Origin of the sequence: Azospirillum sp. B506, from assembly GCF_000333595.1 — a bacterium.
Taxonomy (GTDB): Bacteria; Pseudomonadota; Alphaproteobacteria; order Azospirillales; family Azospirillaceae; genus Azospirillum.
Genome location: NZ_BADK01000023.1, coordinates 1 through 20,037 on the forward strand (window position 1 = coordinate 1; position 20,037 = coordinate 20,037).

A 20,037-nucleotide genomic window follows, 5' to 3' on the forward strand; every position below is an offset into this window, starting at 1 on the left:
CGCCAGCAAAGACCTACGACGGGCTGGCCTACAGCGGCGGCAACGGCGTCAGCTACAGCGGTTTCGTCAATGGCGAAACGGCGGCGGTGCTCGGCGGAGCGCTGGCCTATGGCGGCACCGCACAGGGCGCGGTGAACGCCGGCACCTACACGCTCACCGCGTCCGGCCTCAACTCCGCCAACTACGCCATCTCCTACGCGCCCGGCGCTCTGACGGTGAACCAGGCGGCGCTGACGGTATTGACGGTGACCGCCAACAACGCCAGCAAGACCTACGACGGGCTGGCCTACAGCGGCGGCAACGGCGTCAGCTACAGCGGCTTCGTCAATGGCGAGACGGCGGCGGTGCTCGGCGGAGCGCTGGCCTATGGCGGCACCGCACAGGGCGCGGTGAACGCCGGCACATACACGCTCACCGCGTCCGGCCTCAACTCCGCCAACTACGCCATCTCCTATGTGCCGGGCACCCTCACCATCAATCAGGCGGCGCTGGTGGTGACGGCGGGCAACGGCACGAAGACCTACGACGGGTTGGCCTACAGCGGCGGCAACGGCGTCAGCTACAGCGGCTTCGTCAATGGTGAGACGGCGGCGGTGCTCGGCGGGACGCTGGCCTATGGCGGCACCGCACAGGGCGCGGTGAACGCCGGCACCTACACGCTGACCGCGTCCGGCCTCAACTCCGCCAACTACGCCATCTCCTATGTGCCGGGCACCCTCACCATCAATCAGGCGGCGCTGGTGGTGACGGCGGGCAACGGCACGAAGACCTACGACGGGCTGGCCTATAGCGGCGGCAACGGCGTCAGCTACAGCGGCTTCGTCAATGTCGAGACGGCGGCGGTGCTCGGTGGAACGCTGGCCTATGGCGGTACCGCACAGGGTGCGGTGAACGCCGGCACCTACACGCTGACCGCGTCCGGCCTCAGCTCCGCCAACTACGCCATCACCTACGCGCCCGGCGCGCTGACGGTGAACCGGGCGGCGTTGACGGTGACCGCCAACAACGCCAGCAAGACCTACGACGGGTTGGCCTACAGCGGCGGCAACGGCGTCAGTTACAGCGGCTTCGTCAATGGCGAGACGGCGGCGGTGCTCGGCGGAGCGCTGGCCTATGGCGGCACCGCACAGGGTGCGGTGAATGCCGGCCGCTACACGCTCACCGCGTCCGGTCTCGCCTCCGGCAACTACGCCATCTCCTACGCGCCGGGTGCGCTGACGGTGAACAGCGTCGTGAACACCGGAGAGATCACCACACCGGTCGTGCCCGCGTCCGACGCGCCGACGGCAAGCACGCTCATCCGCCTCACCCGCGCGGCGAGTGATGGGGACAATCCCGGCGGTGCGACGGTCGGTGACGGGGTGGCCCCCGCCGCCGGCGGGGGCGGGGCGCTTCGTTCCTTGTCCAACGCTCCGTCGACAGCGGCGCGGCCCGTCCTCGTCGTCGCCCCGAACCCGATCCGGGTTGGGAACGCGCCATGACCCGCCCCTGGCATCATCGTGGTCGGAACGGCGTTCAAGGACTGCGCCGGTGGTGCGGCCTCGCCGTTCCGGCGATCATCGCCGCCGTCGCCGGGCATGCGGCGGCCTCCGGCCTGCCGGCCGGCTCCAGCACCCTGCGTGAAACCTACGACCGGTGGGAGGTCGCATGCGTCGCCCAGGAGGCGTCGCCCCGGTGTTTCATGATGCAGACCTTGCTCGACGGGGAGTCCCGGCAGCGCCTGCTGACCGTCGAGGTTCTGCCGGCTCCCGGCGGCACCGCAAAGGCGACCCTGATCATGCCGTTCGGTCTGGATCTGGCCAAGGGCGTGACCCTGTCCTATGGGGATGACGCAACGGGGCCGAGCCGGCCGATCACCACCTGCCTGCCGATCGGGTGCATCGTCCCTCTGGCGTTCGACGCGGCCACGATCGCCGGCTTGACGAAAGTCGCGACCCTGACGGTCGGCGCAGTCACCATAGACGGCGGCAAGGCGGTTCGGATCCCGGTTCCGCTCAAGGGCTTTCCGGCCGCCTTCGCCCGGATCTCCGCGATGTCCAACTGAGGGCGCGCCGATGGCGGCACGGCGCGGGCCACCGCGCCGACCGCGCAGCCGCGATCTTTTCCACTGCCGAGGTCGCGGTGATATCCGCTACACAAAGCGTTCCAGCATTAGCCAGGTCGCAACGCACCGATGTTTGACCTCAAGACAATCGTCGCCGTCCTGTTCTTCAACGCGCTGATGCAATCCGTCGTATGGACGCTGATGTGGTTGTCCTTACGCCGCTTTGCCGCGTTGAAGTTCGTCGCCGGCGGGCTGCTGCTGGTCGCCATCGGCCTTTTCCTGTTCATGCAGCGGGAAACGCCTCCCGAGCCTTGGCGCGTCATTCTCGACAACCTGCTGATCAAGGCCGGTCTTCTGATGCTCGCCGACGCGCTGGCACGTTTTCTTGGACAGCCGTGCTATCCCCGGCTCGCGGTGGCGTGGTTCGGTCTCCACGCGGCGATCTGGAGCACCTCGGTCATTCTCACCCCGAGCGATCTCGGCCCGCGCGTCCTGTCCGCGGTGATCTACACCTCCGTCGTCATGCTCTTCATGTGCGCGACTTTGATGCGCGACCGCAGCCAGCCGAGGGCGTTGCGCTGGATCACCACAGGCATTCTTGTGGAATACATCGTGGCGATCACCGGCGTGTACATTATGGGGGTCACCCTGCGATCCGGCGACACGGCCGAGACGGCGGTCCTGACGAACGGCGATGGCTGGTTCTTCCTGCAAGCGAACCTGTTCCTGATGGCCTATTTCGGTTGCATGCTGTTCATGGTCAGCAACCGATTGGCCATCGATCTGAGGATGCAGAACCACGCCCTTGCCCAGGAAGTCCAACGGCGCCGCGAGCTGGAGGCGGAACTGTCCGCCAGCCTGGCGGCCGAGACGGCGCTGCGCAAGGATCAGGAACAGTTCATCCGGATGGTCGGGCATGAATTCCGCACCCCGTTGGCGATCATCAAGCGGGCGACGGAGATGACCGGTCTGATGCTGCCCAATCCCCCTGCCGGCGTGACCGAGCGTCTGGGATGGATCGACGACGCGGTCAGCCGGTTGATCACCCTCATCGACCGTTTCCTGGTGATCGACAGCCGGGATGGCGGGATGTTGCAGATCGAGGACATCGACGTCAACGCCATGCTGGAGGATGTCGACCGCCATTTCGAGGCATTGGGGATGGCCCCACGGCTGCGGGTCGAGCCCTACCCGGGGACGTTGATCTACCGCGGCGATCCCGACATGCTGCTGACTGTGATGATCAATCTCGTGGACAACGCGCTCAAATATTCTCCGCCGGACAGCGTCGTCGATGTCCGGGTGTCGATCGTCGACTCCGCCATTCTATTGATGGTGACCGACGCCGGCATCGGAATCCCCGAGGAGGAGAAGGGCCGGATCGGCAGCCGTTTCTACCGCGCGTCCAACACCCGCGCGGCGACCGGCACCGGCCTGGGGCTGTACAACAGCCGCCGGCTGCTGGCCTATCACGACGGGACGCTCACGCTGGCCCGGCGCCAAGGTGTCCCTGGGGGTGTCCCTGGGGGCGACCCCAACGGCGACCGCAGGGACGGCGGCGGGGGAACGGTCGCCACGGTCAGGCTTCCCCTGCCCGGCCCGAACGCCGCCATGGACAGTGCGCGAAAGGTCGATGTACCATGAGTTGGATTCTGGTGGTTGAGGATGAGCCGGCGCTGCGCGCCGATCTCGTCACGTATCTCGGCATGCGGGGCTTCACCGCTGAGGGGACGGGGTCGGTCGCCGCCATGGCGGAGCTGATGGCGACGCGACCGGATCCGGCCGTGGTGATCCTCGACATCGGCCTGCCTGACGGCGACGGGCGGGAAATCGCGCGCCGGCTGCGCGCAGAGCGAACCTGCGCGATCATCATGCTGACTGCCCTCAGCGAAGCCGACGAGCGGGTGCGCGGCTATGACAGCGGTGCCGACATCTACATGGTCAAGCACACCTCGTTGCGTGAGATCGAGGCGGCGATCAACAGCCTGCTCCGCCGTATCCAGGAACCGTCCCACCGGACACAGCCGCTCCCCCCACGGACCTGGGTCCTCCACCGGCCGAGTTGGAGCCTGATCGCTCCCGATCTCAGCGCAGTGAAGCTGACCGCCACCGAGGTGGCGTTTCTGACCGTGCTGATGAACACCATCAACGAGACCTGCCTGCGCGACGACCTGGTCCGCGCCATGGCCCGCCGCTACACCACCTTCGACAATCGCCACCTCGACGCGGTGGTCAGCCGCCTGCGCCGCAAGATCGCCAAATCCACTGATCTTCCCTCGCCAATCAAGGTGATCTATGGCACCGGCTATGCCTTCACCAGCCCTGGACGGATCGACTGATACCGCCGCTCCCTGCGGATCTTCGCCTCATACACTTTGGCGAGACCGGGACCCGGACTCATAACCGGTAGGCGACGGTTGCCGCGATGTGGACGGCGGCCATGAAGTTGGTGACGGACCGGTCGTAACGGGTGGCGATGCGCCGGAAATCCTAGAAGTGTCCGAAACTGGGGTCCGAGTAGCAGCGGAACAGAAAGTCCGATTCAGGCGTCCTCATAGGCCAAGGCTACCGGACTGCGCAGTGGCCGCAGTTTACCCCGAGCCACCGGCTCCGGAAGGGTGAAGGCGTAACGGCCGAGCACGTTGATGTGCTCATGGGTAAGCGGTGACAGGCGGGCCACATCCTCGTCACGAACATCGAAGCCTTCCATCCGTAATTGGCCGAGCGCAGCATCCATGTAGATCGTGTTCCATAGGATGATGGCGTTGACACCAGACCAAGGGCGCCAAGCTGATCCTCCTGGCCTTCCCGGTAGCGCTGTCGCAGTTCGCCCCGCTTGCCGTGAAGGACGACGCGGGCGAGCTGGTGGCGGCCCTCGCCACGGTTGAGCTGGGTGAGGATGCGGCGGCGGTAGGCTTCGTCGTCGATGTAGGCCAACAGGTAGAGCGTCTTGACGATGCGGCCCAGTTCCTCCAGCGCCCGCGCCAGCCGGGTCGGCCGGTCGTTCGTCTGGAGCGTTCGCATCAACCCGCCGGCTTGTACGAGGCCCAGCTTGAGGGAACCGGCCAAGCGCAGCAGATCATCCCAATGCTCGGCGATGAGGCCCGTCCGCACCTTGTGCGTTACCAGCCAGGCCGTCGCCTGGTCGAACAGGGCCGTCGGCCGGTCTGTCCCCGTCCAGCACAGCGCGTAGAGCCACCGCTGGAGGCGCCATTGCGCGGCCGGCTCAGCGAACTCGCGATAGCCGTAGGCGTGTCGGATTTCGGCCGCGTGGTGCCAGCGGGCCTTTCCGCCGCGATAGCGGCCAAGGCATGCCGGGTCGGGGATGCCGATTTGTCGGGCCAGGGTGGCAGCCACCTCCGCCGGCACCTCGGTCGGGTCGGCGAGAAAGGTGCCAAGGAAGCGCACCGTGCCGAGTTGCACGGCGAAGCCGAGGCGCATGTGATCCCATCGCCGGCGCCCGATCATCGCCAGATCGGCGTCGTCGAGATGGAAATGGCGATCGAGCTGTTCCTGGGCCGGGACACCGTTGAAACGGCCGTACCGCCGCTCCTGCTCGGGCGTCAGGAAGCTGACCGGCATTCCGGGATCACCGAGGCGAGCCGGGGCCGGTCCAACCGGCGCGGGCCAACGTGTCGATGAGCGTGCTCCGGGCGATACCGAAGGTACGGCAAACCGCCGCTTTGCTCGCGCCGTTATCAAGAGCGGCAACGACCGCGTCCAGTTTTTCAGGTGCAATGGCGAGAGGGCGACCACCAATCCGGCGGCGCCGTCGTGCCGATACAAGCTAAGATTGTGCTCGCTCCCGGGTCAAGGCACGCTCATACTGGGCAAGCGCCCCGAAGATATGGAACAGAAGCTCCCCATGCGGTGTGTTCGTGTCCATGCCCTCCGTCAACGACCGGAACGCGACGTTGCCGTTGCGCAAGCCGGTCACGATGTCGAGCAGGTGGGGCAGCGTACGGCCGAGACGGTCGAGCTTCCACACCACCAGCGTGTCGCCGGGCTTCAGGAAGGCGAGACATGCTTTGAGGCCGGGGCGGTCATCGCGCGCTCCCGACGCCTTGTCCTCGAACAGGTGACGTGCATCGATGCCGGCGGCGATCAGGGCATCGCGCTGCAAGGCCGTGCTTTGCCGGTCGCTGTCGGACGAGACGCGCATGTAGCCGACCCGCATGTACGGAAAACCGCTCTGCGGCGATTTCCGTGCAGCCTATCATTCCGACGGGGATTGCCGTACAGGAAAGCGGAGCCGGTGAGCCGACCAGCGGCGAGGTGGGGAAACCTGTCGGAAAACAGGTGTTTTTCGATGCCTGAGCCACCGTGCCGCCAATCTCTTTAGTCTTGAAGAGCCGGGCCGATCGTTCGCGTCGTTTCCTCGCCATCGGTGGTCGTTTACCATGGCGCATGCCGCACAGCCGAGGGCACGCCAGTGGGCCAGGGCACCATCCGGGATGAGATTTGGAACCGGCCGATCTCTGCTGTTCTCGAAAGCCTTGAAACAACCGTCGCCGGGTTGAGCCGGACCGAAGTGGAGGACCGCCGTCGCCAATACGGCCTCAACCAACCGCTGGCGCACCGTCACCGGCCTTTGTGGCTGCAATTCCTGACCCGTTTCCTCAACCCCCTGGTGCTGATCCTGCTGTTCGCCAGCGGCCTGTCGGCAGCCACCGGCAACGTCACCAGCTTCGTCATCGTCATCGTTATGGTCGCGCTCAGCGTCACTTTGGACTTTGTCCAGGAGGTGCGAGCCGAGAATGCCGTGGAGGCGTTGCGCCGCACCGTCGCCGTGCGCGTCCAGGTCCGCCGGGACGGCGTGGAGGTGTCGGAGCCGGTGGATCAGCTGGTCCCTGGCGACGTGGTGCGTCTGGCCGCCGGCGATCTGGTTCCAGCCGACTGCCGCCTCATCGAAACGCGCGACCTGTTCGTCAACCAGGCCATGCTGACCGGGGAGCCCTACCCGGCGGAGAAGCGCGCCGAGGCACCCGCCGCTCCAGCCCAGGATGCCGGCGAGGCGCTCAACACCGTCTTCATGGGCACCTCGGTGATCAGCGGCAGTGCCATCGCCGTGGTCTGCCGGACCGGCGACGCCACAGCGTTCGGCCAGTTGAGCGGCACCCTGCAGGCGCCCCCGCCGCCCACCGCCTTCGAGCTGGGCATCCGTCAGTTCGGTTTCCTCATCCTGCGCCTGACGATCTTCCTGGTGCTGTTCGTGCTGGCCGTGAACGTGCTGTTCCACCGGCCCTGGCTGGAGTCCCTGATGTTCGCCCTGGCCTTGGCGGTCGGGCTGACGCCGGAACTGCTGCCGATGATCGTCACCGTCACGCTGGCGCGCGGGGCGATGCGGCTGGCGCAGCGCCGGGTCATCGTCAAACGGCTGGCCGCCATGCACAACGTCGGCGCCATGGACGTGCTGTGCACCGACAAGACCGGGACGCTGACCGAAGCGACGATCCGCATGGTCCGCCACTTGGACTTCCGCGGCAAGGAGAGCGAGCGGGTCTTCCGCCTCGCCTACCTGAACAGCCATTTCGAAAGCGGCATTAAGAGCCCGCTGGACGAGGCCATCATCGCTTTCCGCACCCTGGATGTGACCGGCTGGCAAAAGATCGACGAGGTGCCCTTCGACTTCGAGCGGCGGCGCGTCTCGGTTCTCGTCACCGATGGCACCGAGCGGTTGCTGGTGGTCAAGGGGGCGCCGGAAGACGTTCTGCGGCAATCCACCCATTACGAAGGAGAGGGAGGCGTCGAGAAGCCGCTCGACCCGGCGGCGCGGGCCGCGTTGGATGCCCTGTTCCAGAAGCTGGGAGAGGACGGGTTCCGGGTGCTGGCGATCGCCTCCAAGGCGATGGGACCGGAGCATACCTCCGCCGCGCTGGGAGACGAAAGCGAGCTGGCCTTCGCCGGCTACGCGGTTTTCCTCGATCCGCCCAAGGCAAGCGCGATGGCGGCGATCCGCGATCTGACCGGGGCCGGGGTGGCTGTCCGCATCCTGACCGGCGACAACGAGCGGGTGACGCGGCACGTCTGTGCCGAACTCGGCCTGCCCGTCACCGGCCTGATCACGGGCGACGATCTGCGGGCAATGAGCGAGGAGGCGTTGCGCGCCCGCCTCCCCAAGGTCAACGTGTTCTGCCGGGTGACGCCGGCGCAGAAGGAACGCGTGCTGCTGGCCTACAAGCGGTCCGGCCGGGTGGTCGGTTTCCTCGGCGACGGGATCAACGACGCCTCGGCCCTCCATGCCGCCGACGTCGGCATCTCGGTGGACAGCGCCGCCGACGTTGCCAAGGAAGCCGCCGGCCTGATCCTGCTCGACCACGATCTGTCTGTGGTGCACGAGGCGGTGATGGAGGGGCGCCGGACGGTGCAGAACGTCACCAAGTACATCCTGATGGGCAGCAGTTCGAATTTCGGCAACATGTTCAGCATGGCGGGAGCCTCGCTGTTCCTGCCCTTCCTGCCGATGCTGCCGACCCAGGTGCTGCTCAACAACCTGCTGTACGATGCGTCGGAGGCCGGCGTTCCGCTCGACAACGTGGAGGCGGAGGCGTTGGCCTTGCCGGTACAGTGGGATCTGCAACTGATCCAGCGCTTCATGCTGGTGCTGGGCCCGGTCAGCTCGCTGTTCGATTTCCTGACCTTCTACGCCTTGCTTCACCTCTTCAACGCCGATGAGGCGCTCTTTCAGACCGGATGGTTCGTGGAGAGCCTGGCCACCCAGGTGCTGGTCATCTTCGTGATCCGCACCCGCCGCAGCCCTTGGCTCAGCCGACCCAATGCGATCCTGGCCGGGCTGACGCTGGGAAACGCCACCATCGGCGCGCTGCTGCCGCTGAAGCCGCTGGCATCCTTCTTCGGCTTCGTGGCGCCGCCGGTATCCTTCTATCTGTTCCTGGTGGCCGCCGTCGTCACCTATCTGGTCCTCGTGGAGATCATCAAGCGGGTGTTCTTCCGCTATGTCGCTCCACAGCACGGCGTGCGAGGCCGGGTCTCATTGTGGCATTGATCGCCTCCTGCCCTCTCCGAGGCGCCTTGCAGGCGCCCCCAAAAATCACCAACCGACGATCGACACTCTCAATCGGACTTTCTGTTCCACTGCTACTCGGAGCCCGACATCGCCGAGCGTCACCTTCGAGCCGTTGGACTCCGCGCGGAGCACGATGCCGGCGAACTCCTCGGCTGTGGTCAGCTGTCCCTGAACGGTGAGCGGCACCGTCACGGCCTGCCCCGGCAACGCGGGCGACGCCCCGACGCTGCCGGGGGCGATCTGGACATTCTGCTGGCCGATGGCCGCCATTAGGTCGCCCATCGACAGCCCGCGGGCCATCAGCTTTGCCGGATCGACCCACACGCGCATCGCCTGCTCGGAACCGAACAGCTGCACCCGGCCGACGCCGTCGATGCGCCGCAGCTCCTCGACGATGTTGCGCGCCATGTAGTCGCTGAGGGCGGTTTCGTCGAACCGGCCGTCATCGGATTTCAACCCGACGATCATCAGGAAGCTCGACGACGACGATTCAACGGTCAGGCCGTTCTGGCGCACCACCTGCGGCAGCCGCGGCTCGATGGACTTGAGCTTGTTCTGCACATCGACCTGGGCCATGTCCGGCGCGGTGCCGGGCTTGAAGGTGGCGGTGACGGTGGCCGATCCGGAGGCGTCGGACACCGATTCGAAATAGAGCAGGTTCTTGACGCTCGACAGTTCGCGTTCGATCAGGCTGATCACGCCGTCGTTCATCGTCTGCGGCGTGGCCCCGGGGTAGGTTGCCAGAATGCTGACGGTTGGCGGCGCCACCGAGGGGTAGCGGGCGATCGGCAGCTGTGGAATGGCGATCACGCCGAACAGGATGATGAACAGGGCGATGACCCAGGCGAACACCGGGCGCCGGATAAAGAATTGGGGCATGTTGGAATCGTCCTGTTCGCTCAGCGCATGGTGGTGGCGGTTTGTTTGGAAACCGGCCAGTCACGCGCGGCCACCGGAACGCCCTCGGACAGACGGTCCATGCCCTCGACCACGATCTTCTGCCCGGCTTCGAGGCCGGCGCCGACGCGGTAGCGGCGGTCCACCAGTTCGCCGAGTTCCACCGGCTTGAGCGAGGCCTGATCGTTCCCGTCGAGCGTCCACACCTGCGGCTGGCCGCCGACGCGCACCACCGCCTGCTGGGGAAGGGTCAGGGCATCGGCGTAGCTCGTGCGCGGCACCCGCGCGCGAACGAACATGCCCGGAAGCAGATCGCGCTGCGGGTTGTCGACAAGGATGCGGAGCAGCACGTCGCCCGTGCCGGGATCGACGGAGATGCCCGAGAACAGCACGCGCCCGGTCGCGTCGTACGGTTTGCCGTCGTCGCGCAGAATGGCGACCGGCAGGCCGTCCCCGGACTCTGCTTGCCGCAGGGCCAGGGCCTTGCGCAGGGAAGCGAGCGAGGACGCCGGCTGGCGGACATCCACATAGACCTGATCGATCTCCTGGACGCGCGCCATCGGATTGCCGTCGCTGCCGCCGACCAGCGCCCCCTCGGTCACCAGCGCCTGATCGACGCGCCCCGGGATCGGCGCCTCCACCGTGGCGAATTTCAGGTCGAGTGTGCGGCGGGCCAGGGTGGCGCGGGCCTGTGCCACGTCGGCCACGGCCTGATCCTGCTGGAACACCGCATCGTCGTAGACCTGCCGGCTGACGGCATCGGACTTCAGCAGCGGCTGCAGCCTCGCCACCTGCACCCTGGCGCGCTCCAGCCCCACCGTTGCCCGCTGCAGGGCGGCGGCGGCAATGTCCACCTCGGCCTTGAACGGCGCCGGGTCGATCTGGAACAGCGGCTGGCCGGCACGCACCTCGCTGCCTTGCTCGAAGCTTCGGTGCAGCACGATGCCGCTGACCTGCGGCCGTACCTCGGCAACCCGCAACGCGGTGACACGGCCCGGCAGATCGTCAGTCAGTTCCAGTCGGGAGGGCGCAAGGGTGAGAACGGAAACCTGCGGGGCCGGGGGGATCACTACCGGTTCGGACCGCTCGCACCCCGCCATCAGCATCACGGCCACCAACGCACAGGCGCCGCCGTGGCAGCGCAACTGGTCGATCCTCATTCTCTTTCCTTCAGACGCCGGCCGGTCTCAACAAGCACGCGGACAAACTGAAGGCAGCAGATTGCGTTTCGGTCGAGGGAGTGTGGAGATTCGATGGAGATTGAAAATCATAGCGAACTGCCGCGAAGCCGATGGTGCCCGCCTCCGCCCGACCTCCCAGGCCATTACGGCGGCTTCCTTCCATCCTTTTCCCGCCGTACCCGCGCCACCTGCCTGTTTACCCTGCTCGCCATCCTGCTGCTGGACACCGGCCAGCTCGACCCCAGCCCATCATCGCCGTCCTCGATGCCGCAGCTCCGCTGGCGGCCTGCCGGCGCTGACCGCGCGCGGCTCCGGAGTAAATGGGGCGCGACCATGCTATGGTTGCCGCCCATGCTCCCGACAATCGGAGACTGCCATGCCAACTCCCCCCTCTAAGCGGCTGACCGTCGACGATATTCTCGCACTCGATATGCGCCCACCAGACGAGTGGTTTGCCGAGGTGACCGAACCGCTGGTCGAGGAGTTCGCCCGAGATCCCGACACCCTGCGCCGCGCAGTGAGCGCCGTGCGCGAGGTCTTCCACTTCCACGAACGGCTATACCACTACTGGAGGGTTAGGCCGTAGACTCATAATCCCTGGCACCATAGCCTGACGGCGACGAGCTTCACTGCCGCCAGGAAATTTTCGGGTCGTTTGTCGTATCGGGTGGCGATACCTCTGAACTGCTTGATCTTGTTGAAGAACCTTTCGACAAGGTTCCGCTGACGATAGAGCCAGGACGAGAAGACGAAGCTGCCCTTGCGGTTGGTTTTGGGCGGAATGTTAGCCCAAGCCTTCCGCTCGGTGGCTTTGGCGCGGATGGCATTGCTGTCATAGCCTTTGTCGGCCAACAGGATGGCCCCCTCGCCAAGATCCTCCGTCAGGGCGTCGGCTTCGGTGCAGTCGGCAACCTGCCCGGCAGTCAGGCGCAGACGGACGGGGCGGCCTTCCGCATCGACGAGCGCGTGGATTTTGCTGGTGAGGCCCCCACGGGAACGTCCCATGCCGCCATCGTCTCCAGCCCCCTTTTTCCCGTGGCCGCGTGCTGGTGCACGCGAACACAGCTGCTGTCGATCATCACGATGTCGCCGTCGTAGGCTGCCGATACCGCTTCCAGAAGCCGATCCCAGACCCCGGCCTTCCGCCATCGCACGAACCGGTTGTAACAGGTCGTCGAAGGACCATACCGTTCCGGTATCTCCGCCCAGGGCGATCCGGTGCGGAACCGCCACAGAATACCATTCAGAACCCGGCGATGGTCGTGCCCCACGAGGTGGTGTAGGAGCTGTGGGGAACCGGCCCGCCGCAGCGCCCCCTGAGCTGGCGTAGGCGGGCCGGTTGTCCACAGCGGGGCGGTCATCGTGGTTCTTCGGTAGAGTCTGGTCACCACACCTCAACCCGATCGAAGGGTGACCACGATGACCGACGAGATGATGGCGCTTCGCGCGCTGCTGGAGAAGCGTCCTGACGCCGACGTGCTGCGCGAGATGATCGGCTTCGCAGCCGAGCGGCTGATGGAGCTGGAGGTGCAGGGCCTGACCGGCGCTGCCCACGGCGAGCGCTCCGCCGAGCGGCTGGTCCAGCGCAACGGCTACCGGGAGCGCGACTGGGAAACCCGCGCCGGCACCGTCGAACTGCGCATCCCCAAGCTGCGCAAGGGCAGCTACTTCCCCGGTTTCCTGGAGCCACGCCGGATGGCCGAGAAGGCGCTGACCGCCGTGATCCAGGAAGCCTACATCCACGGCATTTCGACACGCTCGGTGGATGATCTGGTCAAGGCGCTCGGCATGGGCGGCATCTCCAAGAGCCAGGTCAGCCGGCTGTGCGAAGAGATCGACGAGCGGGTGAAGACCTTCCTGGAGCGTCCCATCGAAGGCGATTGGCCCTACCTGTGGATCGACGCCACTTACGTGAAAGTCCGCCAGAACGGGCGCATCGTCTCGGTCGCCGTGACCATCGCGGTGGCCGTGAACACCGACGGACGGCGCGAGGTGCTGGGCATGGACATCGGCGCCTCGGAGGCCGAGACCTTCTGGATCGAGTTCCTGCGCAAGCTGAAGCGTCGCGGGCTGGCCGGGGTGAAGCTGGTCATCTCTGACGCCCACGAAGGCATCAAGTCGGCGGTATCCAAGGTGTTCCGCGCCACATGGCAGCGCTGCCGGGTGCATTTCATGCGAAACGCCCTGGCGCACGCCGGTCGGAGCGGCCGGCGTGTGGTGTCGGCCTTCATCGCCACCGCGTTCGCCCAGGATGACGCTGGCGCTGCCAAGGCGCAGTGGCGTCAGGTCGCCGATCAGGTCCGCCCCAAGCTGCCCAAGCTGGCCGCCCTGCTCGACGAGGCTGAGGAGGACGTGCTGGCTTTCATGACCTTTCCCAAGGAGCACCGCGCCAAGATCCACAGCACGAACCCGCTGGAGCGGCTAAACGGCGAGATCAAGAGGCGCACCGAGGTCATCGGCATCTTTCCCAATGAGGCGGCGATCACCCGCCTGATCGGTGCCATCCTGCTCGAACAGAACGATGAATGGGCGGTTCAGCGGGCGCGCTACATGACTCTGGAAACCATCGCTCCGCTGCGCGATGATCTCGCCCTCACGTTGCCCGCTGCGGCCGCGTGACCGTCCCGGCCAGACCTGCCGGAGACCACATGAGCGCCCCGCGATCCTACACCACGCCTCGGGACACGATCCCGGCGATCATCCACACGCCGCACACCGCGCGGCTTGTTCGGCAGTAGCGGCGATAGGATCGACCATTCCTGGTCCGTGAGTTCGTAGCGGCGGCACGTCATCAAGGGCTCCTTCGGGAAACCCTTGAATCACGACACCACTCTCTAGGCCAAGACGATTTATGAGTTTACCGCCTAGAGACCGCGCGCGCATCCACAACAGCGACAGCGAAAAAGCCTTCTTCGGGCATCTGAAGAAACAATCGGACGCCTTCGGCGCCTTGGAACCGGCCGCCAATGCCACCAAGCACCATGCTCTCAGGAAAGCGGAGCCGCTCCCGCAGGGCATCCGGCTAACCATCATCCCCGCGCCAGCTTTCGATTGTGGCATTATAACCGCCACCGAGATCCACAGGACCATTGGCGACGGCGGCCCGGACACCCTGGCCACCATCCAAGAGGCTATGTCGATCTACCGCACATACCTTGGGACGCCCGGCTCGTAAAGCAGGCTCTGGGATATATGGAAAATGCGCCCGCACAACCGAAAGCGAGGGGGGCCCCCACTCTTGGAACGGCCCCGCTGCTGCGATACCGCGCGCGGAAATGGGCGGATCGGGGTCTTGCCGCCGCAAAGGCAACGCCCCAGATGATATTTGCATCATAACGGGTACCGTCCGGCTTAACGGACACCGCCCCAAGACCAGAGTACTGGTATGTAACGCCGGGTGTGTCTGCCGCCCGGACTGTTGCCCGACCGAGGCAACAGGGATAGCTAACCTTTGACCTGGAGATCGGTTTAGTCTCAAAGAGTTATCCGTTCCTCAGTGTTCTTGAGCGCAGACCCAGGAACAAGGGACTTCATCGTAGCCGACTGCTGCTCGGCCGCGGATGAGGTTCGCTTGTCCTTTGTCAGGCACTTGCCCCCTCATCGCGGCCACTCAACCGCTGACCTATCCTGAAGGGGCATTGAATGACCACCTATGTTATCGTCTTGGAAACCGGTGGGACTCTGCTGCTGCTGTCGCTGATCACCGCCCTGGCGGTCATCTGGCTCGGCGGGCGGGAGCCGACACCGATGCACATCCACGCGGTTCGTCTGCTGCTGAACACCTATCGGGCCGGCACCGTCGGCATCCTGATGCTGCTCGGCACCGTCGCCGCCATCGGCTGAAGCCCAAACGCTGTCGACCGACCAAGCGGCCCAGCTCAATGATGCTGCGCGTCCAGATCCCGGAGCGCCGCGCGTACCCACCGGACCCAATCCCGCCGCTCCGGTGAGAACCGCACCTCCAAGTGCGCGGTGATGATTTCGGCCGTCAGGTCCGCACCGGCAAAGGGAGTAAACGGCGCCCCACGCGCGGGAGGGGGCCGTTTACTCCCTTTGCGCCGGCCGGCGACGCTCCCCATGTCGAAGGAAGGCGACGACCCGACAGAGGACACCCCCATGAAACAACCCATCCACAATCCCCGCGGGCCGGCTGGCAATCCGCCCTACATGATCGACCTGGAGGCGAAAACCGTCAGCCACCCCGGCAGCACCAACGTGGACAAACTCCACGCCACCTACAGCGGCACCCCTGAAAACCCCGGCGACATCACCGTCCGGCCGCACCCCCGCCCCACGCCCAGGCTGGCATCGGCGGCGGAAATGGCCAAGGCCCACTCCGCCGCCGATGCCGAACACGACAAGGCCCGCGCCCGCGAGCTGCTCGCCCTCTGGGATGAGCAGGACCGTGCCCGCGTCCAGAAGATCGCCGAGCAGTACCTCAAGACACGTCCCCTGCCGCCGCGCCCTTGAAGGCCGAAGGCGCGCCCCCCCGGGCAGCAGGGGCAGGGTCCACATGGCAAGGGCGTTCGGTCAGGCGGCCTGGGGGCGGCGGGGGCGCAGGAAGGCGGCGAGCGGCAGGGGGTCGCGGTCGATGGCGCGGGCGGCGATCACCAGGGGCCGCGGCACCGGGCTGGCGCCGGTGCGGTAGTTGCTCCAGGTGTTGACATGGACGGCGAAGAGGTCGGCCGCCTCGATGTTGGAGAGGCGGTGGCGGTCCTGCCACGCCACCAGCTCGGCGGCGCCGAAGGCGGCCTGCTGGTCGGCGAGCAGCTCCAGATGGACGCTGTCGATGGACAGGTCCTCGCTGCCGGCCCACTGGACGGTGTCGCCGTCTTCGCCGATTTCGGGCTTGGCGAAGATGCCGGGGATGCGCAGGGCCTCGATGTCGTGCAGGGCGATCCAGCCGGCGAGATCGACGGTTACCCCGCCGCCGCCGACCCACTCGACGGTGAGGAGGGTGCCGGGTCCGGCTTCGACGTGGGCGATCTCCGGGACGGGGCGGGGATCGATGCCGGTGACGAACGCTTCGCTCATGGGGGGCCTCCTTTCAGACCGTGGGGTAGAGGGGGTTGCACTTGTTCCACTCGGCGACCAGGGCGGCGCGGTTGGCGATGGCCCAGGCCTGGACCTGGGGCCACAGGTCGGACGGCACCTTGCCGCGGAGGATGGTGACGGGGTCGATGGCGATCATGGCGCGGACGCCGGCGCCCTTCAGGTGGAAGTGCGCCGGGTTGTGGTCCCGGGTCTGGACCCCCACCCACACCTTCCCGAAGTTCGTCAGCTTGCCCATTCCTTCCCCCCGTCTTGATGCCTTCAGCTTACCCAAATTTTGTGTTTCTATAAACACAAAATTTGTGATGTCGTGCAAAAAGATGGCGGCTTCACGCGGGGCGCGCGGCTTTCCGCCGTCCTGGTCGGGTCCGGTTTTCGAGCCGGCGGCGGGGAGTGCGATTCAACCGGGGGAACGCCGGGGACGGAAGCGGCCGAAGGGGATGATCGGTCCGTTGGCAAGGATACCGCCGTTGCGACCGATGTTGGCGTTGGCAACGTTGCCGCCGGTGTTGTCGGTAGCGGACGAAGTTAATCCAGCGGTTCAACGCGATGTTGTGCAGGGATGTAAACAGAACAAAACATTTCGACGATGATGTTGTAGGCGTATTCCTATTCCTATTCCTATTCTAATCCGAAGCCCCTTTGTGGGACATCCGGGCAACGCCGGTTAATGACTGGTCAAAGCCCCGGCATCGTCTTGCCTAATGGCTCACTTTTTTATTGCCGCGGGAGAGGTCGGGAGGCGATGCTTTCTTCACCACCGAATGGTCGGTGGGAGGGCCGCGGGGGACGGTTTGGACGCCACGCCCCCGCGCCCGCTCGAACTGCCAACTGGAGCTACCGATGAACACGACGTCGAAAGTCTACCGCCGCCTGATCCGCCACCGTCGCCGCCTGACCTGGTTTGCCCAGGGCCTGCGGTTCGTCGGGTCGGTGATCATCTTCATCCGCAGCGTGACCTGACCGGCTGGCCACCGCCGGCCGGGTGTTCCAGACCCGGCCGGCGGTAGCGGTCAGTATGCGGTGCCGGGTGGCTTCCCGCAAGGGACCCCCCGGTTACATGTCCACCGTCAGGGATAGAGCGCCGCACTGTTCAGGATCTGCATGATCCACGGCGGCGGGTTTGCGTTCTTAGACGCGTAACCGACCCGATCTGACGAGCGCAGGACGGTGCCGCCGTCGGGCACCAGGGTGGGAATGAACGCTTCGACCATCTTTCGGGCGGCTGCGTCAGCGTGGGCGTAGGAAACGAACTCCGACAGTGTCACGGTGATCGGCAGCGTACCGCCGCCGCTCCAGGTGAAGACGGTTTGCCAGCCGTCTTCTGTTTGGCTGGCGACGGTGGTGTCGAACGGGCGGCGGAGGGCCTCGGCCAGTTGGCGACCGATGGCCCAGCGGGCGAAGGTCAGCAACATTGGCACATGGTCTTCGGCGCCGAGGCCGGGCCAAGTGAATGGACGCTCTTCGACAGCTATGGGACCGGTGACACCGACGACGGCAGTGGCCGTGTGGTCTTCGATGCGGATGGCACCGCGCGGTCGCGTCATGGTCACGCGGCTGGTGACGGTGGGGTTTTCGGTCACGGGGGAGGCCTTTCTGCAATTTCAGCGGAAAGGGTGGAAAGCTAATCAGCCTTGAACAAGAGGGTGCGACGGAGTTTCGCGTTCCGCGGGTGGTTTTCGGCCGCGGCCGGCGGGTCCGCTTCGACCCCTCCGGCGGAGCGGGCGGATTCAACCGGGGGGCGCCGGGATTTCGGCCCTGTCCTACCACATCTTGATTCCGCCCCGCCCGGGCGCTTTCGCATAACTTCCACCCCCGCGCGAAGGGGCGTCAAATCAGTGGGTTACGCCCCTACAACCCGGCCGCGGAGGGACGTTATGACAAACCCGCCCGTACAACCGCGCACAGCCGGCCTCGCGCGCGCGAGGGGGGCACGCAACGCCGAACAGCGATGATGGAACATCGGGATTTGCAACCGCGCTGGACAGGCGCGACCGGCGACCTCACAGGCAGACGCTGTCGTAGCCGCCGCGCAATGCCCGGCGCACCGTCGTCAGCAACGTGCCGGCGCTCTTCTCAAAATGGTCGATCACATAGACCACACGGTCCTCGTAGTACGGGTAGCGTCCCCATAAACGGTAATGTGTCTCGTGCAGTTCCTGCAGATCGGCGAGAACGGCACTGTCCAGACCCAGCTTCCGGTCCTGCGCCTCGTCCAGAAGCGCGCCAAGGTCATGACCAAAGCATTTCGTGAGAACCTTATCGTCGATACCGCGCGCGCCCAGGAATGCCTTCAGCGCCAACTCGATCATGTGGGTGAGGAGGAAGTGCGACGGCCACCATGACATTGGATGCTTCTCCATCGTCTTAAAGGCGTCGAAGAAGGCATCCGCCATCCTGAGACGGTCGTCGGACATCATGGAGGAGGGCACCACCGCCTGCACGCTGGCACCGCTGTTCCGAACCACCAGGCACTCGGCATTGATATTTCTCACGGTATCCATTGCTTGATCTCTTATGTCTTCCTCCCGCTTCAAGTCGGTCTGCAGTTTCTTGATTTCGGCTTGTATGGCGGCCAACCGGGCCTTATCGGCTGGGCACTGCTTCTTCTCCGCTTTCAGCTCGCGAAGCCGGATCTCGATCGCCGCCCACTCCCGACGCGAGTCACTGACCATCGCCAGTACCTGCCGACGCTCCTTCCGCAGTTTATCAAGGTGCTCGAACTCTTCCCGTGTCATCATGCCCCCGCATGGTCCGCAACCATCACGGTGCCCATACTATCCGACACGCGGGGCGGCGCACAGTAAGGGCGGTTGCACAAGGCCACTTCTGCAACCGCGCACACGGGCGCGCCAGGACGGAACCTTCGTCTCGTAAAGCAGAGTCCGGACGTTATGACAAGCCGGCCCTGCGGGATGTAGGAGCACAGGGTCTCACCGTGTTCCGATATCCCAGACGAATCTTACTTTGGTGTCGTGACCCCAGATTCCAACGACAACGGATCCCTGACAGAGTTGAAGCGTCGGTATTCAGGTCTTTGCGAATCCTACCGTCTCAGGAACGCGAGCACCAACACGGCAGCTGCTCCCCAGAACACGCACTTGAGCACGGCCCGCACAAAACGCTCACGGCGTAGTGTCTCCTGGTACTTTCTGTAGCGATCCTGGAACTCGTAGATGAGCTCGCCGCACTCCTTTTCATTTTGCTCCACGCGCTTCAGGTCGGTCGTCACCATTGGCTCCATAACGACGGCCGGAATCCCTTGGTATCCATGTACGGTGTATCGGTAGTTGCCGCTGCTCGCAGTGCCCTTCACGTAGCGGGCGCCGAGCACGGCAGTGGCACCCAGACTATGTGCCAAGTCGGCAAGCGCAGCCCGGGCTTCGTCGGGAGATTCCTTCCCGCTAACCCCAACAGCATCCGCTTCAACCAGCACCCTACCCCTCTTCAGGCTGGTCTCTTTGAGGAACAGAAAGCGGTCAGGACGAACCCAGTAAAGTGCTTGGTCGCGCGCCACACGTACTTGGCGGGCCTCCACGCCTTTCGGCGTCGGAACCGGATCAAAAGTGACCAGCGCCCCTTCGACGATCCGCTCTGGATCAACGCGTTCTGCGAAGCCGTTGACATGGAAAAAATAGCTTTTTCCATCGGAACCGTCGATGAAGCCAAACCGCTTCACAGCCACGAACGACCGTATGGTCCCTTCTAATTGAGCCATCTTGTCCCTCCGTCCGACGGATATGCTACATCTTCGGGTAGCGCAAGATGAGCATGCGCTCCAGACTTCCACTGTACGAAGCATTGATCTCCATCAGCGGGGGAATGCTCTGTGCCGG

Annotated in this window: 17 protein-coding genes and 6 pseudogenes; 10 read left to right on the forward strand and 13 right to left on the reverse strand. The window is 65.4% G+C overall.

Annotated features, from left to right (window positions below; translation table 11 throughout):
- The 4 genes from I71_RS38075 to I71_RS00650 all read left to right on the forward strand — a co-directional run.
- A partial coding sequence (locus I71_RS38075) for an MBG domain-containing protein (RefSeq protein WP_042688689.1) occupies positions 1 to 1,481 on the forward strand: 1,481 nt, incomplete at its 5' end.
- A complete protein-coding gene (locus I71_RS00640) occupies positions 1,478 to 2,044 on the forward strand; it encodes an invasion associated locus B family protein (RefSeq protein ID WP_049975836.1) in 567 nt (188 codons plus the stop codon). The genes I71_RS38075 and I71_RS00640, both read left to right, overlap by 4 nt.
- Before the next feature lie 129 nt (positions 2,045 to 2,173).
- The gene (locus I71_RS00645) at positions 2,174 to 3,688 is read left to right on the forward strand and encodes a HAMP domain-containing sensor histidine kinase (RefSeq protein WP_049975837.1); all 1,515 of its coding nucleotides are present in this window, start codon (positions 2,174 to 2,176) and stop codon (positions 3,686 to 3,688) included.
- The gene (locus tag I71_RS00650; RefSeq protein ID WP_042688691.1) at positions 3,685 to 4,383 is read left to right on the forward strand and encodes a response regulator transcription factor; all 699 of its coding nucleotides are present in this window, start codon (positions 3,685 to 3,687) and stop codon (positions 4,381 to 4,383) included. Before I71_RS00645 ends, I71_RS00650 begins: the two co-directional genes overlap by 4 nt.
- 58 nt (positions 4,384 to 4,441) lie before the next feature.
- On the opposite strand, the pseudogene I71_RS36990 reads toward I71_RS00650, so the two are convergent.
- The 4 pseudogenes from I71_RS36990 to I71_RS00660 all read right to left on the reverse strand — a co-directional run.
- Positions 4,442 to 4,534 (reverse strand): annotated as a pseudogene (locus tag I71_RS36990) (IS5/IS1182 family transposase); the annotation flags it as partial.
- Between the two features lie 52 nt (positions 4,535 to 4,586).
- Positions 4,587 to 5,143: pseudogene (locus I71_RS38670) on the reverse strand (Tn3 family transposase); the annotation flags it as partial.
- Positions 5,144 to 5,167: 24 nt separating this feature from the next.
- A pseudogene (locus tag I71_RS38675) lies at positions 5,168 to 5,626 on the reverse strand (DUF4158 domain-containing protein); the annotation flags it as partial.
- Between the two features lie 7 nt (positions 5,627 to 5,633).
- A pseudogene (locus I71_RS00660) lies at positions 5,634 to 6,221 on the reverse strand (recombinase family protein).
- A gap of 255 nt (positions 6,222 to 6,476) precedes the next feature.
- Here I71_RS00660 and mgtA point away from each other — a divergent pair.
- The gene (gene mgtA / locus I71_RS00665) at positions 6,477 to 9,050 is read left to right on the forward strand and encodes a magnesium-translocating P-type ATPase (protein WP_042688695.1); all 2,574 of its coding nucleotides are present in this window, start codon (positions 6,477 to 6,479) and stop codon (positions 9,048 to 9,050) included.
- Between the two features lie 45 nt (positions 9,051 to 9,095).
- Here mgtA and I71_RS00670 read toward each other — a convergent pair whose 3' ends face one another.
- Positions 9,096 to 9,950: an efflux RND transporter permease subunit gene (locus I71_RS00670; RefSeq protein WP_042688699.1), complete on the reverse strand. Its 855-nt coding sequence runs from the start codon at positions 9,948 to 9,950 to the stop codon at positions 9,096 to 9,098.
- Between the two features lie 20 nt (positions 9,951 to 9,970).
- Positions 9,971 to 11,128 carry an efflux RND transporter periplasmic adaptor subunit gene (locus tag I71_RS00675; protein ID WP_042688702.1) on the reverse strand — a complete coding sequence of 386 codons (1,158 nt, stop codon included), beginning with the start codon at positions 11,126 to 11,128 and terminating at the stop codon, positions 9,971 to 9,973.
- A gap of 451 nt (positions 11,129 to 11,579) precedes the next feature.
- Here I71_RS00675 and I71_RS38080 point away from each other — a divergent pair, with 451 nt between their 5' ends.
- Positions 11,580 to 11,735, forward strand: coding sequence for a hypothetical protein (locus tag I71_RS38080; RefSeq protein WP_159107328.1), 156 nt, complete (start codon positions 11,580 to 11,582; stop codon positions 11,733 to 11,735).
- Positions 11,736 to 11,737: 2 nt separating this feature from the next.
- On the opposite strand, the pseudogene I71_RS35440 reads toward I71_RS38080, so the two are convergent.
- Positions 11,738 to 12,411, reverse strand: a pseudogene (locus I71_RS35440) (IS5 family transposase); the annotation flags it as partial.
- A 157-nt stretch (positions 12,412 to 12,568) separates the two neighbouring features.
- On the opposite strand from I71_RS35440, the gene I71_RS00690 reads away from it, so the two are divergent.
- A complete protein-coding gene (locus I71_RS00690; protein ID WP_042688710.1) occupies positions 12,569 to 13,768 on the forward strand; it encodes an IS256 family transposase in 1,200 nt (399 codons plus the stop codon).
- 71 nt (positions 13,769 to 13,839) lie between these two features.
- Here I71_RS00690 and I71_RS36995 read toward each other — a convergent pair.
- Positions 13,840 to 13,941, reverse strand: a pseudogene (locus I71_RS36995) (IS5/IS1182 family transposase); the annotation flags it as partial.
- A 59-nt stretch (positions 13,942 to 14,000) separates the two neighbouring features.
- Between I71_RS36995 and I71_RS00695 the strand changes: the two are divergent.
- The 3 genes from I71_RS00695 (at position 14,001) to I71_RS00705 (ending at position 15,619) form a co-directional block, all read left to right on the forward strand.
- Positions 14,001 to 14,324: a hypothetical protein gene (locus I71_RS00695; RefSeq protein WP_042688713.1), complete on the forward strand. Its 324-nt coding sequence runs from the start codon at positions 14,001 to 14,003 to the stop codon at positions 14,322 to 14,324.
- A 467-nt stretch (positions 14,325 to 14,791) separates the two neighbouring features.
- A complete protein-coding gene (locus I71_RS00700) occupies positions 14,792 to 14,992 on the forward strand; it encodes a hypothetical protein (protein ID WP_042688715.1) in 201 nt (66 codons plus the stop codon).
- Positions 14,993 to 15,265: 273 nt separating this feature from the next.
- The gene (locus I71_RS00705) at positions 15,266 to 15,619 is read left to right on the forward strand and encodes a hypothetical protein (protein WP_042688719.1); all 354 of its coding nucleotides are present in this window, start codon (positions 15,266 to 15,268) and stop codon (positions 15,617 to 15,619) included.
- Between the two features lie 60 nt (positions 15,620 to 15,679).
- Here the strand turns inward: I71_RS00705 and I71_RS00710 are convergent, their stop codons facing one another.
- The 5 genes from I71_RS00710 to I71_RS34705 form a co-directional block, all read right to left on the reverse strand.
- Positions 15,680 to 16,183: a hypothetical protein gene (locus tag I71_RS00710; protein WP_049975838.1), complete on the reverse strand. Its 504-nt coding sequence runs from the start codon at positions 16,181 to 16,183 to the stop codon at positions 15,680 to 15,682.
- A 13-nt stretch (positions 16,184 to 16,196) separates the two neighbouring features.
- The gene (locus I71_RS00715) at positions 16,197 to 16,439 is read right to left on the reverse strand and encodes a DUF4160 domain-containing protein (protein ID WP_042688720.1); all 243 of its coding nucleotides are present in this window, start codon (positions 16,437 to 16,439) and stop codon (positions 16,197 to 16,199) included.
- An 832-nt stretch (positions 16,440 to 17,271) separates the two neighbouring features.
- Positions 17,272 to 17,784, reverse strand: a complete 513-nt coding sequence (locus I71_RS00720) for a hypothetical protein (protein WP_049975839.1) — start codon at positions 17,782 to 17,784, stop codon at positions 17,272 to 17,274.
- A gap of 420 nt (positions 17,785 to 18,204) precedes the next feature.
- Positions 18,205 to 18,942: a hypothetical protein gene (locus I71_RS00725; protein WP_042688724.1), complete on the reverse strand. Its 738-nt coding sequence runs from the start codon at positions 18,940 to 18,942 to the stop codon at positions 18,205 to 18,207.
- A gap of 305 nt (positions 18,943 to 19,247) precedes the next feature.
- Positions 19,248 to 19,919, reverse strand: a complete 672-nt coding sequence (locus I71_RS34705; RefSeq protein ID WP_049975840.1) for a cold-shock protein — start codon at positions 19,917 to 19,919, stop codon at positions 19,248 to 19,250.
- Positions 19,920 to 20,037: the final 118 nt, after the last annotated feature.

Excerpts from the sequence above, each read along its gene's own strand:
- I71_RS00705 (WP_042688719.1), top strand. The coding sequence starts at position 15,266 with ATGAAACAACCCATCCACAATCCCCGCGGGCCGGCTGGCAATCCGCCC.
- I71_RS34705 (WP_049975840.1), bottom strand. The coding sequence starts at position 19,919 with ATGGCTCAATTAGAAGGGACCATACGGTCGTTCGTGGCTGTGAAGCGG.
- I71_RS00675 (WP_042688702.1), bottom strand. The coding sequence starts at position 11,128 with ATGAGGATCGACCAGTTGCGCTGCCACGGCGGCGCCTGTGCGTTGGTG.
- I71_RS00695 (WP_042688713.1), top strand. The coding sequence starts at position 14,001 with ATGAGTTTACCGCCTAGAGACCGCGCGCGCATCCACAACAGCGACAGC.
- I71_RS00670 (WP_042688699.1), bottom strand. The coding sequence starts at position 9,950 with ATGCCCCAATTCTTTATCCGGCGCCCGGTGTTCGCCTGGGTCATCGCC.
- I71_RS00700 (WP_042688715.1), top strand. The coding sequence starts at position 14,792 with ATGACCACCTATGTTATCGTCTTGGAAACCGGTGGGACTCTGCTGCTG.
- I71_RS00650 (WP_042688691.1), top strand. The coding sequence starts at position 3,685 with ATGAGTTGGATTCTGGTGGTTGAGGATGAGCCGGCGCTGCGCGCCGAT.
- I71_RS00640 (WP_049975836.1), top strand. The coding sequence starts at position 1,478 with ATGACCCGCCCCTGGCATCATCGTGGTCGGAACGGCGTTCAAGGACTG.
- I71_RS00645 (WP_049975837.1), top strand. The coding sequence starts at position 2,174 with ATGTTTGACCTCAAGACAATCGTCGCCGTCCTGTTCTTCAACGCGCTG.
- I71_RS00690 (WP_042688710.1), top strand. The coding sequence starts at position 12,569 with ATGACCGACGAGATGATGGCGCTTCGCGCGCTGCTGGAGAAGCGTCCT.
- I71_RS00715 (WP_042688720.1), bottom strand. The coding sequence starts at position 16,439 with ATGGGCAAGCTGACGAACTTCGGGAAGGTGTGGGTGGGGGTCCAGACC.
- I71_RS00725 (WP_042688724.1), bottom strand. The coding sequence starts at position 18,942 with ATGATGACACGGGAAGAGTTCGAGCACCTTGATAAACTGCGGAAGGAG.
- I71_RS38080 (WP_159107328.1), top strand. The coding sequence starts at position 11,580 with ATGCGCCCACCAGACGAGTGGTTTGCCGAGGTGACCGAACCGCTGGTC.
- I71_RS00710 (WP_049975838.1), bottom strand. The coding sequence starts at position 16,183 with ATGAGCGAAGCGTTCGTCACCGGCATCGATCCCCGCCCCGTCCCGGAG.